The organism is Paracoccus sp. FO-3, assembly GCF_006386455.1.
Lineage (GTDB): Bacteria > Pseudomonadota > Alphaproteobacteria > Rhodobacterales > Rhodobacteraceae > Paracoccus > Paracoccus versutus.
The window spans coordinates 16,269-30,913 of record NZ_VCBQ01000059.1; the positions used below are offsets into that span (position 1 = coordinate 16,269).

Annotated in this window: 15 protein-coding genes; 5 read left to right on the forward strand and 10 right to left on the reverse strand. The window is 66.8% G+C overall.

Going from position 1 to position 14,645, the window contains the following annotated elements; translation table 11 throughout:
- Positions 1–18: 18 nt before the first annotated feature.
- A complete protein-coding gene (secA, locus tag FE811_RS16340; RefSeq protein WP_116223122.1) occupies positions 19–2,724 on the forward strand; it encodes a preprotein translocase subunit SecA in 2,706 nt (901 codons plus the stop codon).
- Between the two features lie 150 nt (positions 2,725–2,874).
- On the opposite strand, the gene FE811_RS16345 is transcribed toward secA, so the two are convergent.
- Together FE811_RS16345 and FE811_RS16350 are read right to left on the reverse strand one after the other, a co-directional pair.
- Entirely contained in the window at positions 2,875–3,606 is a 732-nt protein-coding gene (locus tag FE811_RS16345; protein ID WP_052096130.1) for a response regulator, read from the reverse strand.
- Complete coding sequence (locus FE811_RS16350; RefSeq protein ID WP_036758206.1) at positions 3,603–4,121, reverse strand: MarR family winged helix-turn-helix transcriptional regulator; 519 nt, start codon at positions 4,119–4,121, stop codon at positions 3,603–3,605. The genes FE811_RS16345 and FE811_RS16350 overlap by 4 nt, the downstream gene beginning before the upstream one ends.
- Before the next feature lie 152 nt (positions 4,122–4,273).
- Here FE811_RS16350 and FE811_RS16355 point away from each other — a divergent pair, with 152 nt between their 5' ends.
- A complete protein-coding gene (locus FE811_RS16355; protein ID WP_036758207.1) occupies positions 4,274–5,143 on the forward strand; it encodes a branched-chain amino acid aminotransferase in 870 nt (289 codons plus the stop codon).
- Between the two features lie 78 nt (positions 5,144–5,221).
- On the opposite strand, the gene FE811_RS16360 is transcribed toward FE811_RS16355, so the two are convergent.
- The 8 genes from FE811_RS16360 to FE811_RS16395 form a co-directional block, all read right to left on the reverse strand.
- On the reverse strand, positions 5,222–5,416 hold the full coding sequence (locus FE811_RS16360) for a hypothetical protein (RefSeq protein WP_036758208.1): 195 nt from the start codon (positions 5,414–5,416) through the stop codon (positions 5,222–5,224).
- Between the two features lie 74 nt (positions 5,417–5,490).
- Positions 5,491–5,955, reverse strand: coding sequence for a PTS sugar transporter subunit IIA (locus FE811_RS16365; protein WP_011748883.1), 465 nt, complete (start codon positions 5,953–5,955; stop codon positions 5,491–5,493).
- A gap of 83 nt (positions 5,956–6,038) precedes the next feature.
- Positions 6,039–6,617: a ribosome hibernation-promoting factor, HPF/YfiA family gene (gene hpf, locus FE811_RS16370; protein WP_036758230.1), complete on the reverse strand. Its 579-nt coding sequence runs from the start codon at positions 6,615–6,617 to the stop codon at positions 6,039–6,041.
- Between the two features lie 162 nt (positions 6,618–6,779).
- Entirely contained in the window at positions 6,780–7,514 is a 735-nt protein-coding gene (gene lptB / locus FE811_RS16375; protein WP_036758209.1) for an LPS export ABC transporter ATP-binding protein, read from the reverse strand.
- Between the two features lie 4 nt (positions 7,515–7,518).
- Positions 7,519–8,004, reverse strand: coding sequence for a lipopolysaccharide transport periplasmic protein LptA (gene lptA / locus FE811_RS16380; RefSeq protein WP_116223123.1), 486 nt, complete (start codon positions 8,002–8,004; stop codon positions 7,519–7,521).
- A gap of 52 nt (positions 8,005–8,056) precedes the next feature.
- Positions 8,057–8,638: a hypothetical protein gene (locus FE811_RS16385; protein ID WP_036758211.1), complete on the reverse strand. Its 582-nt coding sequence runs from the start codon at positions 8,636–8,638 to the stop codon at positions 8,057–8,059.
- Between the two features lie 2 nt (positions 8,639–8,640).
- Positions 8,641–9,588 (reverse strand): SIS domain-containing protein, encoded by a 948-nt coding sequence (locus FE811_RS16390; RefSeq protein WP_072463854.1) that lies wholly within the window; start codon positions 9,586–9,588, stop codon positions 8,641–8,643.
- A gap of 10 nt (positions 9,589–9,598) precedes the next feature.
- Positions 9,599–10,213, reverse strand: coding sequence for a ribonuclease D (locus FE811_RS16395; protein WP_116223124.1), 615 nt, complete (start codon positions 10,211–10,213; stop codon positions 9,599–9,601).
- Between the two features lie 245 nt (positions 10,214–10,458).
- Here FE811_RS16395 and FE811_RS16400 point away from each other — a divergent pair, with 245 nt between their 5' ends.
- The 3 genes from FE811_RS16400 to FE811_RS16410 all read left to right on the forward strand — a co-directional run bounded on the left by FE811_RS16400 (position 10,459) and on the right by FE811_RS16410 (position 14,601).
- Positions 10,459–12,468 carry a TonB-dependent receptor domain-containing protein gene (locus tag FE811_RS16400; protein WP_116223293.1) on the forward strand — a complete coding sequence of 670 codons (2,010 nt, stop codon included), beginning with the start codon at positions 10,459–10,461 and terminating at the stop codon, positions 12,466–12,468.
- 141 nt (positions 12,469–12,609) lie between these two features.
- Positions 12,610–12,867 (forward strand): helix-turn-helix domain-containing protein, encoded by a 258-nt coding sequence (locus tag FE811_RS16405; protein WP_116223125.1) that lies wholly within the window; start codon positions 12,610–12,612, stop codon positions 12,865–12,867.
- A gap of 66 nt (positions 12,868–12,933) precedes the next feature.
- Positions 12,934–14,601 carry a SulP family inorganic anion transporter gene (locus FE811_RS16410; RefSeq protein WP_114535928.1) on the forward strand — a complete coding sequence of 556 codons (1,668 nt, stop codon included), beginning with the start codon at positions 12,934–12,936 and terminating at the stop codon, positions 14,599–14,601.
- Positions 14,602–14,645 lie beyond the last annotated feature (44 nt).

The following is a 14,645-nucleotide window of genomic DNA, read 5'->3' on the forward strand; positions in this document are numbered from 1 at the left end:
GCGATTTTGAAGGTTCATATGCTCGGCATCGGAAACTTGGCGAAACTGGTCTTTGGCACGCCCAACGACCGCAAGGTGAAATCGGTCCGCCCGCTGGTGGCCCAGATCAACGCGCTGGAGGAGAAGTTTCGCCCCCTCTCGGACGCGGAGCTGATCGACAAGACCCGCGAATTGCAGGGCCGCGCCCAATCGGGCGAGGATCTGGACAAGCTTCTGCCCGAGGCCTTTGCCAATTGCCGCGAGGCGGCGCGCCGCGCCCTGGGCCTGCGCGCCTTCGACACCCAGCTGATGGGCGGCGTCTTCCTGCACCAGGGCAATATCGCCGAGATGAAGACCGGCGAGGGCAAGACCCTGGTCGCGACCTTCCCGGCCTATCTGAACGCGCTGGCCGGCAAGGGCGTGCATGTCGTCACCGTCAACGACTACCTGGCGAAACGCGACGCGCATTGGATGGGCAAGGTCTTTGCGCAGCTCGGCATGACCACCGGCGTGGTCTACCCGTTCCAGGACGATGCCGAAAAGCGCGAAGCCTACCGGGCCGACGTGACCTATGCCACCAACAACGAGCTGGGCTTCGACTACCTGCGCGACAACATGAAGGGCTCGATCGAGCAGATGACCCAGCGCGGGCATTTCTTCGCCATCGTGGACGAGGTCGACTCGATCCTGATCGACGAGGCGCGCACGCCGCTGATCATCTCGGGGCCCAGCCAGGACCGCAGCGAACTTTACAAGACGCTGGACCGCTTCATGCCGGAACTGGCGCCCGAGCATTACAAGCTGGACGAAAAGACCCGCAACGCCACCTTTACCGAGGAAGGCAACGAGTTCCTGGAAAAGCGGCTGCAGGCGGCGGGCATCCTGCCCGAGAGGCAGACGCTCTACGACCCGGAATCGACCACCATCGTGCATCACGTCAACCAGGCGATGCGCGCGCACAAGCTGTTCCAGCGCGACCAGCATTATATCGTGCGCGACGACGAGGTGGTGCTGATCGACGAATTCACCGGCCGGATGATGAAGGGCCGCCGGCTGTCGGACGGGCTGCACCAGGCCATCGAGGCCAAGGAAGGCGTCGCCATCCAGCCGGAAAACGTCACGCTGGCCTCGGTCACGTTCCAGAACTATTTCCGGCTCTACGACAAGCTCTCGGGCATGACCGGCACCGCCGCCACCGAGGCCGAGGAATTCGCCGAGATCTACAAGCTGGGCGTGGTCGAGGTGCCGACCAACCGTCCGGTGCAGCGCATCGACGAACACGACCGCGTCTATCGCACCGCGGCCGAGAAATACGCCGCCGTGATCGCCGCGATCCAGGAAGCCCATGAAAAGGGCCAGCCGATCCTGGTCGGCACCACCTCGATCGAGAAATCCGAGATGCTGTCGCAGATGCTGGCCAAGGAGGGCATCCAGCACAACGTGCTGAACGCCCGCCAGCACGAGCAGGAGGCCAAGATCGTCGCCGATGCCGGCAAGCTGGGCGCCGTGACCATCGCCACCAACATGGCCGGCCGCGGCACCGACATCCAGCTGGGCGGCAATGTCGAGATGAAGGTGATGGAGGCGCTGGCCGCCGATCCCGAGGCGAACCCCGACGAGGTCCGCGCCCGCATCGAGGCCGAACATGCCGCCGAGAAACAGGCGGTGCTGGACGCCGGCGGCCTCTTCGTGCTGGCGACCGAACGCCACGAAAGCCGCCGCATCGACAACCAGCTGCGCGGCCGCTCGGGCCGGCAGGGCGACCCCGGCCGCTCGCTGTTCTTCCTGTCGCTGGAAGACGACCTGATGCGCATCTTCGGGTCCGAGCGGCTGGACAAGGTGCTGTCCACGCTCGGCATGAAAGAGGGCGAGGCCATCGTCCACCCCTGGGTCAACAAGTCCTTGGAACGCGCACAGGCCAAGGTCGAGGGCCGCAACTTCGACATCCGCAAGCAATTGCTGAAATTCGACGACGTGATGAACGACCAGCGCAAGGCGATCTTCAGCCAGCGGCTGGAGATCATGCATACCGAGGAGGTCGAGGAGGTCGCCGCCGACATGCGCGCCCAGGTGATCGACGACCTGGTCGAGCGCCACCTGCCGCCCCGTGCCTATGCCGAGCAATGGGACGTCCAGGGCCTGCACGACGCGGTGATCGACAGGCTGAACATGGACCTGCCCATCGCCGACTGGGCCACCGAGGACGGCGTGGACCAGGAGGCGATCCGCGAACGCATCCAGCAGGCCACCGACGCCTATATGGCGCAGAAGGCCGAGCAGTTCGGCCCGGAAAACATGCGCCAGATCGAAAAGCAGGTGCTGCTGCAACAGATCGACAGCAAATGGCGCGAGCATCTGGTGACGCTGGAACACCTGCGCTCGGTCGTGGGCTTCCGCGGCTATGCGCAGCGCGACCCGCTGTCGGAATACAAGACCGAAGGGTTCCAGCTGTTCGAGACCATGCTGGACGGGCTGCGCTTCGACGTGACCCAGCAACTGGCCCGCATCCGCCCGCTGACCGATGCCGAGCGCGAGCAGATGCTGCGCGAATACCAGCAGAGCCAGGCGGCGGTCGAGGCGCAGATGCATCCCGAGCACGAGGAGGCCGAGGGCGGCGAGGTCTCGGGCCGGGTCGCCGGCTTCGACGAGACCGACCCCACCACCTGGGGCAACCCCTCGCGCAACGATCCTTGTCCCTGCGGCTCGGGCAAGAAGTTCAAGCACTGCCACGGCGCGCTGGCGTGATTTGGGGGCCTTCGGGCCCCTTTCTCATGCGCCGCGCCTCTTGCACGCTCGGCATGGGTATTTGGACAACGAAGAAGTCCTGGGCCCGCGCCGCGATCTTCTCTGTTGTCCAAATACCCATTGCAGCCGTGCAGGCGGGCGCGGCGTGGCCTAGTCGGGCACCAGCATGTAGCCGGTGCCGCGCACGGTTTGCAGATAGCGCGGCTCCTTGGGGTCCGGCTCGATCTTGCGGCGCAGGCGGGTGATCTGCACATCGATGGCGCGCTCGGAGTTCTCGCCCGCCTCCTCGGCCGGGCTGCGGCCCAGATCCTCGATCAGCGCGCTGCGGCTGACCGGCTGGCGCGGCGTGTCGGCAAGGCGCCTGAGCAGCGCCTGCTCGGTTCCCGTCAGGCGCAGCGGCGCATCGCCCTGCCACAGCTCGCCCTTGTCGGCATCGTAGCGCAGATGGCCCAGCGACAGGAACTTCGGCCCCTTCGCCTCGGCCGCCGGGATGCGGCGCAGGATGGCGGCGATGCGCAGAAGCAGTTCGCGCGGCTCGAAGGGCTTGGGCAGGTAGTCGTCGGCACCGCTTTCGAAACCCTCGATGCGGTCCCCCGTCTCGCCCTTGGCGGTCAGCAGCAGGATCGGCGTGGTCATGCGCTTGCGCAGGTCGCGGGTCAGCGAGAACCCGTCCTCGCCCGGCATCATCACGTCGAGCACGATCAGGTCGAAATCCAGCCCGTCGAGCAGGCGCCGGGCATGGGCGGCGTCGCGCGCCGTCGTCACCAGGAAATCGTTGCGCATCAGGAAGCGGCGCAGCAGGCTGCGGATGCGTTCGTCGTCGTCCACGACCAGGATATGGGCCGCAGGCTGGGGATCGGGGGCGAGGGAGGGGGCGGTCATGGCGTCTCGGGCAGTTCTTTCAGCGCGCGATACTGGCGCAGCGTGTCGCGGTCCATCATCGCCTCCAGCACCTGCCGGAAGCCCGCCACCGCCTGCGGCCCGGCGGCGCGATAGGCGGCGCGCATCCGGGCGCGCTGCGCCTCGGACAGCCGCCGCTCCAGCGCCGCGCCCTTGTCGGTCAGGTAGAGCTGCCGTTCGCGCCGGTCGCGGCGGCCGATGCGGCTTTCGACCAGCCCTTCCTCGATCAGCGTGCGCAGCACCCGGTTCAGCGATTGCTTGGTCACGCCCAGCACGTCCAGAAGCGCCGTCACCGTCAGGCCCGGCTCGCGGTTGATGAAGTGAATTGCCCGGTGATGGGCGCGGCCGTAATCCAGCTCGGCCAGGATCAGGTCGGGATCGGCGGTAAAGGCGCGATAGGCGAAGAACATCGCCTCGATCCCGCGGCGAAGCTGATCATCCGTCAGAAACAGCAGGCTTTCCCCGCCTGCCGGCGCGACATTCACCTTGTTCTGCATGGCCTTCCCTTCACTGCATGGCCCTTATTACGTCAGACTTGTTGACTTTCCAACCATGAATGGATAGCCCAGACCTCAAGTTGCGCAACTTTCTTTGCCAGACATGCTCTGACGGCGCAACATTCCGCAAACCGAACCGGCCGGAGGGAAAAATGGCGGGCGCATATGACGATCGTGACGGCAAGATCTGGATGGATGGCAAGCTGGTGGAGTGGCGCGAGGCGAACGTCCACATCCTGACCCATGCGCTGCACTATGCCAGCTCGGTGTTCGAGGGCGAGCGGTGCTACAGCGGCAAGATCTTCAAGGGCCACGAGCATTCGCTGCGGCTGATCGAATCGGCGCGGCTGCTGGACATGCAATCGCCCTATAGCGCAGAAGAGATCGACGCGGCGAAAACCGCCGTGCTGGAGGCGAACGGCTTCAAGGACGCCTATGTCCGCGCGGTGATGTGGCGCGGCTCGGGCGAGGACATGGGGGTTTCGGCGCGCCGCAACCCGGTGCGCATGGCCGTCGCCGCCTGGGAATGGGGCAGCTATTACGGCGACGCGAAATGGCAGGGCGCGAAGCTCGACATCGCCAAGTGGAAGCGGCCCAGCCCCGAGACCATCCCCACCGCCGCCAAGGCCGCCGGGCTTTACATGATCTGCACCATGTCCAAGCACGCGGCCGAGGAAAAGGGCTGCTCGGACGCGCTGTTCATGGACTGGGAGGGCTATGTCGCCGAGGCCACCGGCGCCAACATCTTCTTCGTCAAGGACGGCGAGGTGCATACGCCCCTAGCCGACCGCTTCCTGAACGGCATCACCCGGCAGACCGTCATCCAGATGCTCAAGGACAACGGCACCGCCGTGCATGAGCGCCGCATCAAGCCCGAGGAGCTGGACAGCTTCCAGGAATGCTTCCTGACCGGCACCGCGGCCGAAGTGACCCCGGTCGGGCAGATCGGCGACTGGCATTTCCAGGTCGGCGACACCACCCGCAAGATCGCCGAGGAATACGAAAATCTGGTCCGCGCCTGACCGCCGTCCCAGGCGAAGGCCGAAATGAAAACCGGCCGGGCGGCAGCGCCCGGCCGGTTCGCATTGCTGGGCCAGGGATCAGACCCGATGGCCGCGCTCGATCCGGGCAAATTCGGCGGCGCGGCGATTCGCCTCTTCGCTGCTGCGGACGCGGGGCCGCATGCGCAGGGCGGCGATGGCCGGATGAAGGCCGGATTCGCGTTCCTGCCGCGTATAGTATTGGGTGCGGCCGGAACTGTTTTCGTGACTGCGGTCTGCGATATGTCTGGTCATTTCGGTCTTCCTCCCGCGCGGGAGTATAGCGCGGATGCGGGCGCATTTCACCCCTTGCGGGCGGCCCTGCGACCTCAGGCCGCCTTGATGCCCGGCGCGGCGGCCAGCATGGCGTGCAGCGCCACCGGATCCTCGTTCGCGCGCAGCTTGGCGCGCAGGTCCTGGTCGCGCAGCGTGCGCGAGACCAGCGCCAGCGCCTTGAGGTGATCGACGCCCGAGTTCTTGGGCGCGAGCAGCGCAAAGATCAGGTCAACCGGCTGGCGGTCCACCGCGTCGAAATCCAGCGGCTTTTCCAGCCGCAGGAACAGGCCGACCACGTGGTCGAGCCCATGCAGCCGCGCATGGGGCAGCGCGACGCCATGGCCGACCCCGGTGGGGCCCAGGCTTTCGCGCTCTTGCAGCGCGTCCAGCGTCTGCGCGGCATCCACGCCATAGACCGCCCGCGCCTGTTCGGCGATTTCCTGGAACAACCGTTTCTTGCTGGTGGTCTGGCTCATCGTCCGCACGGCGGCGGGGGAGAGTATGTCGCTGATCTGCATGTCGCCCAAAAAATTGTCAAGGCCCGGCCGCGGGCTGCGCGGCCGGGACGTTGGTTCAACAAGACTGCCCTTCTTGCGTCAGTCTAGCCCAGATTGCGGGGGTCGATCCAGCCCACGTTGCCGTCGTCGCGGCGGTGAACCACGTTCACGCCCCCATGTTTCTCGTTGCGGAAGACCAGCAGCGGGCTGCCGGCCAGTTCCATCTGCATCACCGCCTCGCCGACCGACAGGGTGGGCACGCGGGTCTCCATCTCGGCGATGATCATGGGTTGCACGCCGTCGGCCTGCGTTTCCCATTCGTCATCTTCACCAGCGGCCAGCACATACATCCCCGCCTGTTCGAATTCAACCGGCTGGGTCCGGTCCTTGTAATGATCCTTGAGCCGGCGCTTGTAGCGGCGCAATTGCTTGTCCATCCGTTCGCGGCACTGTTCGAAGGCCGCATAGATGTCGGTGGCCCCACCCTTGGCCTGGGCGGTCAGCCCGGTCGAGAGATGCACCACGGCATCGCAGATGAATTCATGCGCGTTGCGGGAAAAGATGACCGTCGCATCCGTCGGGCGTTGCGAATATTTCTCAACGGTGGCACCGAGTTCGGTCTTGACATGAGTCGAAAGCGCATCGCCCACATCGATCTGTTTTCCGCTGATCTGATAGCGCATGGTGGTCCGTCCTTTCGGTTGCCCGGCCTGGTCGTCGCAGCCCTCGCGGCGGCACCGTCCGGGTTTCTTTGGCCCGGCGTCCTGCCTGGCCATATCCTCATTTGGTGACAGCCATGCCGCCGTGTCAACGGCTGCGCGCAAGGGATCGTCACGTCCTCGCGTTCAGTTCATGCGGAAGGTTTCGCCCAGGTAGACGCGGCGGACCTGCGGATCGGCGACGATCTCGGCCGTGGTGCCGGATTTCAGCACATGGCCGTCGTGCAGGATATAGGCGCGGTCCACGATCTCCAGCGTTTCGCGGACGTTGTGATCGGTGATCAGCACGCCGATGCCGCGGCTTTTCAGGTCGTGGACCAAGGCGCGGATCTCGCCCACGGCGATGGGATCGACGCCGGCGAATGGTTCGTCCAGAAGCAGATAGGCCGGATCGGCCGCCAGGCAGCGGGCGATCTCGACCCGGCGCCGCTCGCCCCCCGACAGCGCCATGGCCGAGGCGCCGCGCAGATGGCCGATCGAGAAATCGCCCAGCAGTTCCTCCAGCCGCTCGCGGCGCTGATGGACATGCGGCTCGACCAGTTCCAGGACGGCCATGATGTTCTGCTCGACCGTGAGGCCGCGAAAGATCGACATCTCCTGCGGCAGGTAGCCGATGCCCATCTGGGCGCGGCGATACATCGGCAGCCGCGTCGCGTCCTGCCCGTCGATCAGCACCTGGCCCGAATCAGGCGCGACCAGCCCGGCCACGCAATAGAAGCAGGTGGTCTTGCCCGAGCCGTTCGGCCCCAGAAGCGCCACCACCTCGCCCCGGTCCAGGTCCAGCGCCACGTCGCGGATCACCGGGCGGTTGCGATAGGATTTGCGCAGGCCGCGGACGCGCAGCCCCTGCTTTTCGGCCATGGCGTCAGTTCTCCGGCTGCAGGACGCTGCGCACCCGGCCCGAGGCGTCGGCGGTGCCGCTTTCCAGGTTCACCGTCACCTTGTCGCCCGCCAGCAGGTTGCCGCCCTGGCTCAGCAGCACGTCGCCGGTCAGCACGATGGTCCCGGTCTCGACATCGTAATCCGCCGCCTGGGCCTCGGCCGCGTCCTCGCCGCTGGCCAGGGTGACGTTGCCCTGCGCGTGCAGCGCGCTGATGCGGCGCTGGTCGCCCTGGGCATAGGTCACGGTCACGCTGTCCGCCGACAGCCGCATGGCGCCCTGGCCGATCAGCACATTGCCGGAAAAGGTCGCCTGGCCGGTCTTCTGGTCCACGGTCAGCGAATCGGCCGTGACCTCGACCGGCTCCTTGGTGTCCTGCGCCCGGCCGAAGCCGGCGGCCTGTCCCAGCGCCGGGCCCGCCGCCAGCATCAGCGACAGGATCACGGGCAAAAGCGGTCCGGGCCGGATCATCGGATTTCCTTTCTGGCGCCCGCAGGCCCCCTATGCGGCCGGCGGCGCCGGGTCATGGCCGGTATATCAAGCGGACTCCGCCGCTCAAATCAAGAACGTGATCGCCGCTGCCCTCGCCCGAGGGCCGAAACTCCATCCGCCCCGCCGTCAGCCGGCCGAAAGGGGCAAGCACATTGACCTCGTCCTCCGAGAGCAGCGTGCCCTCGGTGGTCGAGGCCAGCAGTTCGGGCGCGGTCAGCACCCAGCCGTCGGCGGTGGTCATGCGCACCCCCTCGCCCAGCCGGACCTGCTGGTCCGCCATCGAGGCGGCGCCGGCGCTGACATCCGCCGCCCGCCCGTCGCTGGCGCGCAGGGTCATGCGCACCGCCTGCGCCTGGGCGCCGCTGGTGCGATCGCCGGGCAGCGCCTCGGCGGCCGAGATGCTCAGCTGCGCGCCGTCGCGGGTCACGCCGGCATAGGTCGGGCTCGTCACCGCCTGCCGCTCGGCCAGCTCGCGCGGGTCTACGTCGGCATAGGGGATGCTCGCCTCGGGGTCGGGCTTGCGGCCCAGCAGGAACAACACCGACAGGATCGCCAGCGCCGTCAGCGGCAGGAGCACCCGCAGCCAGGCCACGATGCGCGAGCGGGTGCCCACCGTCAGACAAGCCCCGTGCGCAGGAAGTCGTGGATATGGATCAGCCCCGCCGGCATCCCCTCGGGCGTGACCACGAACAGGCAGGTGATGCGGCGCGCCTGCATCTCGGCCAAGGCCGCCTCGGCCAGCGCGTCGGGGCCGATGGTGCGCGGGTTGCGGGTCATCACCTCGGCGGCGCTATGGTCCAGAAGGCCCTGCATGTGCCGCCGCAGGTCGCCGTCGGTGATGATGCCGGTCAGCCGCCCCGCGGCATCCGTCACCCCGGTCACGCCGAAGCTTTTCTGGCTGATGGTCAGCAGCGCCTCGGCCATGGGCGCGGTCTCGGCCACCAGCGGCATGTCCCGGTGCATCAGGTCGGCCACCTTGGACAGTTTCGCGCCCAGCTTGCCGCCGGGGTGGAAGGTGCGGAAATGCTCGGGCGTGAACTGGCGATGCTCCATCAGCGCCACGGCCAGCGCATCGCCCAGCGCGATGGTCATGGTGGTCGAGGTGGTGGGCACGATGCCGGTGCCGCAGGCCTCGGGCGCCGCGGGCAGGACCAGCGCCACGTCGGCCTGGCGCAGCAGCGTCGATTGCGGCCGGCCGGCAACGCCGATCAGCGGGATCTGGAAGCGGCGGGTATGGGCGATCAGGTCGGCCAGCTCCGGCGTCTCGCCGGAATTGGACAGCACCAGCGCCACGTCGCCCTGCGTCACCATGCCCAGGTCGCCATGGCTCGCCTCGGCCGGATGGACGAACTGCGCCGGCGTCCCGGTCGAGGCCAGCGTCGCGGCGATCTTGCGCCCGACATGGCCGGACTTGCCCATGCCGGACACGACCACCCGGCCGCGCGCGGCCAGGACGGTCTCGACCGCGCGGTCGAAGCTGTCGCCAAGGCCGTCGGCCAGCAGGGCCAGCCCCTCGGCCTCGGTGCGGATCACCCTGCGGGCGGTATCAAGATATGCGCTCATGGCCCGCTACCTAGTGATGGAAGATGTCGTTTTCATCCCCCCAGCCCAGCAGGTCCAGATGGGCACGGGTGGGAAGAAAGTCGAAACAGGCCTGCGCCAGGCCCAGCCGCCCCTCGCGCGTCAGACGCTTTTCCAGCTCGGCCTTGAGCGCGTGCAGGTGCAGCACGTCCGAGGCGGCATATTCCCGCTGCGCCTCGGACAGTTCCGCCGCGCCCCAGTCGCTGGTCTGCTGCTGCTTGGAGATGTCGACGCCGACCAGGTCCGAAAGCAGGTATTTCAGCCCGTGCCGGTCGGTATAGGTGCGCACCATCTTACTGGCGATCTTGGTGCACCAGACCGGCTTCGTCGCCACGCCGAAGGCCGCCTCCAGCGCGGCGATGTCGAAGCGGCCGAAGTGGAAAAGCTTCAGCACCTGCGGATCGGCCAGCATCCGCACCAGGTTCGGCGCCGCGCGCTGGCCCTGGGCGATCTGCACCAGATGCGCATTGCCGTCGCCCGAGGACAGCTGCACCAGGCACAGCCGGTCGCGGCGCGGGTCCAGTCCCATCGTCTCGGTGTCGATGGCCACGACCGGACCCAGGTCCAGGTCGTCCGGCAGGTCGTTGCGGTAAAGGGTAATGGTCATCTGTGGCTTCTCGGGCTGCGGCTTTGGGTTGCTGTAACCCCATTGCCCCCGCCTGCGCCAGCCCCGGCGTCGGCTGTCGGCATCCTGCGGCCCATCGTCGCGGCCCGCCCGGGAAGGTGGCGCAGATGCGCAACAATCCCGACTATTTCAGTCAAAATCAGATCAAATATCCGAGTAAAATACTTGTGCATCCTGGGACCGGCCATATAACTCGCGCCAGTTTCGAACGAATCAAGGCAATGACCATGAAATTTCGCCGTATTATCCCGCTGGCGGGCGTGTCCTCGCTTGCCCTGGCGACAGCCCTTTACGCACAGGACAACCAGAACGCCGAGACCGTGGTCCTCAATCCGATCACCCTGGTCGCCGACGGCCAGGAGAATGTCGAGGCAACCGGCGGCGTCTCCGTCACCGCCGAGGACATCCAGGCGATGCAGCCCGCCGACATCTCGGAGCTGTTCTCGCGTGAATCCTCCATCACCGTTTCCGGTGGCGGCGGACCGGCCAAGAAGGTCAGCGTCTTCGGTATCGAGCAATCGCTGCTTGCCGTTACCGTGGACGGCGTGCCGCAAGCGCAGACCAGTTGGCACCACACCGGCTCGAACGTGATCGACCCGGCCTTCCTGAAATCGGTCGAGGTCGAGGCCGGGGCGGCGGCAGCTGATTCCGGCTTTGCCGCCGCAGCGGGTGCGCTGCGCTACGAGACGGTGGGCGCGCTGGATCTGCTGGAAGCGGGGCAGAACGTCGGCGGCCGTGCAGCACTTTCCTATGGCTCGAATGGTCGCGGCTTCTCGGGCAGCCTGGCCGGCTATGGCCGGAGCGGCGGGTTCGACTGGTTCATCATGGCCCACGGCTCGAACGGCGACAATTACGACAACGGCGACGGCAGGGAGATTCTGGGCACCGAGCCTGCGGCGCGCAATGTCTTGGCCAAACTGGGCTATGAGTTCGAAGGCCACCGGATCGAGCTTGGCCTGGAGCGCAGCCGTGACGAGGCCGATCGCCTGATCAAGGCGAACATGGGCTTGGCCGGCGACGAGGTCCATCCGCTGAAGGTCAGCCGTGACACGGTCAAGCTGACCTATACCTCGACCGAGCCGACCGACATGTGGGATCCCGAGGTTTCGCTTTACTTCAGCCAATATGAATACTGGCGGCCGAACTACGCCTCCGGCGCGCGCGGCAACAACGGTGACGCGATCTTCAATGAGGACCAGTTCGGCGGCAAGGTGCAGAATACCTTCACGGTTAGCGGCGGCAAGATCACCGCGGGGGTCGATTTCAACGAACACGACTACGCCACCGACAACTATGGTGACGGCCGGGCTGCTGATCGGCAATATCGCAACTTCTCGACCAGTCAGATCGGTGTCTTCGCTCAGGGCCGGTTCGAGTTCCAGAACGGCTTCAGCCTTTCGACCGGCGCCCGCTACGACGCGCATCGCTTTACCGATTGGAACGGCGAGCGGTTCAGCGATTCCGGTGCCAGCGTGAACGGCACCCTCGCCTATCGCGTCAACGACAATATCGAAGTCTTCGCCGGCGCTTCGCGCACCTGGCTGGGCTACGTCATTGGCGATTACGGCTATGTCCATGCCCGCAGCAACGCCTTTGTCACCGACCCGGGCCTGGACACGGGCACAGCCAAGAACCTCAAGGTCGGAGCGAACTTTAACGGCGACGCCTGGCAGGCCGGCATCACGGTCTTCGACACGAAGATCGACGGACTGCTGAACTACGAATCCTCGACCCTGCTGACCAACCGCGCCGAGGAATACCGCAGCAAGGGCGTCACCCTGCATGGCACCTATGATTTCGGCAATACCCGGATCGGCGCCTCCTTCACCAAGGCGGACGTGACCGGCGATGGTGACGATGTCCTGCCCAACAACGGCGTCTATTTCATGCCGGTGGGCGAAACCGCCACGCTCTGGGTCGATCACGAACTGCCGGCATGGAACACGGTCCTGGGCGCCTCGGTGGAATGGGCAGGCTCGATCGACGAGCGGGTCGTCGTAGGCCCGACCTCCACGACGACCTACTACAAGCAGCCGTCCTATACTGTGGTCAACGCCTATGCCGAGTGGACGCCCCAGGCATATGAGAACGTGGCGGTCCGGCTCAGCGTCGATAACCTGTTCGACAAGAACTATTACGAGCGTTCGGGCTTTGCCGCAAATGACAGCCGCGGTGGGATCGAGCCGGTCTGGGCGCCCGGTCGCACGATCACGCTGGGCACGACAATGAAGTTCTGACCTATCGCCTACTCGGGCAGATGGACCGGAAAGGCCCCCTTCGCGGGGGCCTTTTTCTTATGCCTGAACCGGCAAAGATGATGTTTGAAATATCATGATAGCTATGCTAGACATCCATCATCAAGGATTGGAAATCAGCGCATGATGACCTCGGCCCAGATGCGTGCGGCGCGTGCCCTTCTTGGCATCGACCAGAAGCGGCTGGCCGAACTCTCGGGCCTGTCGGTCCCCACGATCCAGCGCATGGAGGCCAGCGACGGCAATGTGCGCGGCGTGGTCGAAAGCCTGACCCGCGTGGTCGAGGCGCTGGAGGCCGCCGGGATCGAGCTGATCGGCGACGGCGCCGCCAGCACCTCGGGCGGGCGCGGCGTGCGGCTGAAATCCGGTCCGCAGACGTAATCGCGACGGCGACCGCCGACGAAAGCCGACGATCCCGCCGCCTCCTTGACCAAGGTGCGGCCCCAGATGAACCAGCAGGCAATCGCAGCGCCCGGATTTGCGCCGCTGTTCACCCCGAAACTGATCACCGTCCTGCGCGAGGGCTATGGCGCGGCCGAGCTGCGCGCCGATGCCCTGGCCGGGCTGACCGTCGCCATCGTGGCGCTGCCCCTGTCGATGGCCATCGCCATCGCCTCCGGCGCCTCGCCGGCGCAGGGGCTCTATACCGCCATCATCGGCGGCTTCCTGGTCTCGGCGCTGGGCGGCTCGCGCTACCAGATCGGCGGGCCGGCGGGGGCCTTCATCGTGCTGGTCGCCGGGATCGTGGCGCAGCACGGCATGTCGGGGCTGATCCTTGCGACCTTCATGTCGGGGCTGATGCTGGTCGCGATCGGGTTCTTGCGGCTGGGCACCTTCATCAAGTTCATCCCCTTCCCGGTGACGGTCGGCTTCACCGCCGGCATCGCCGTCATCATCTTCACCAGCCAGCTGAAGGAAATCTTCGGCCTGGCGCTGACCCATGAACCGGGCGAGCTGGTCGAGAAGATCCCGGCGCTGTGGCAGGCCCGCGCCAGCCTGACGCCTGCCGCGCTGGGGATCGCGCTGGGAACCGTCGCGGTGATCCTGGGGCTGAAGCGCGCCCGCCCACACTGGCCCGGCATGCTGATCGCCGTGACGCTGGCCGCGGGCATCACCGCGGCAACGGGGGCGGATGTCGCGACCATCGGCAGCCGCTTCGGCGGCATCCCCTCGACCCTGCCCGCCCCGGCGCTGCCGGAGTTTTCGCTGGAGAAGGCCCTGGCGCTTCTGCCCGCGGCGGTATCGCTGACGCTGCTGGGCGCCATCGAATCGCTGCTCTCGGCGGTGGTCGCCGACGGCATGACCGGCCGCCGGCACCGCTCGAATTGCGAACTGGTGGCGCAGGGAGTGGCGAACATGGGTTCGGCGCTGTTCGGCGGCATCTGCGTCACCGGCACCATCGCGCGGACCGCGACCAACGTGCGCTCGGGCGCGCATGGGCCGGTGGCGGGGATGCTGCATGCGCTGTTCCTGCTGGGCTTCATGCTGCTGGCGGCGCCATTGGCATCCTATATCCCCCTGGCAGCACTGGCCGGCGTGCTGGCGGTCGTCGCCTGGAACATGATCGAGAAACCCGCCATCGCCATCCTGCTGCGCTCGGGCTGGGGCGAGGCGGCGGTGCTGCTGGTCACCTTCGGGCTGACGATCTTCCGCGACCTGACCGAGGCCATCGTCACGGGCCTGGCGCTCGGCTCGGTGCTGTTCATCCAGCGCATGAGCCAGGCGGTAGGGGTCGAGGCGCTGGTCGGCGCCGACATGGCCGACAGCAGCCGGCCGCGCCCGGACCAGCCGCAGCCGCGCGACGTGGTGGTCTATCGCATCTCGGGGGCGCTGTTCTTCGGCGCCACGGCCTCGATCGGCTCGGTGCTGGACCGCATCCAGGACGGGTTCCGGGTGCTGGTGGTGGATTTCAGCGCCGTGCCCTTCCTGGATTCCACCGGCGCCAACATGATCGAGGGGCTGGCGCACAAGGCACAGCGCCGCGGCATCGCGCTGTGGCTGACCGGCACCAGCCGCGACATCCGCCGGGTGCTGCTGACGCATGGGCTGCGCCGCCCGCTGGTGCATTACGCACCTACGGTCGACGAGGCGCTGCGCCGGCGTCACGGGTCATAGCGGTCCTGCACGCGGGGCGCCGGTTTCCCCGCTGCTTGCCTCCG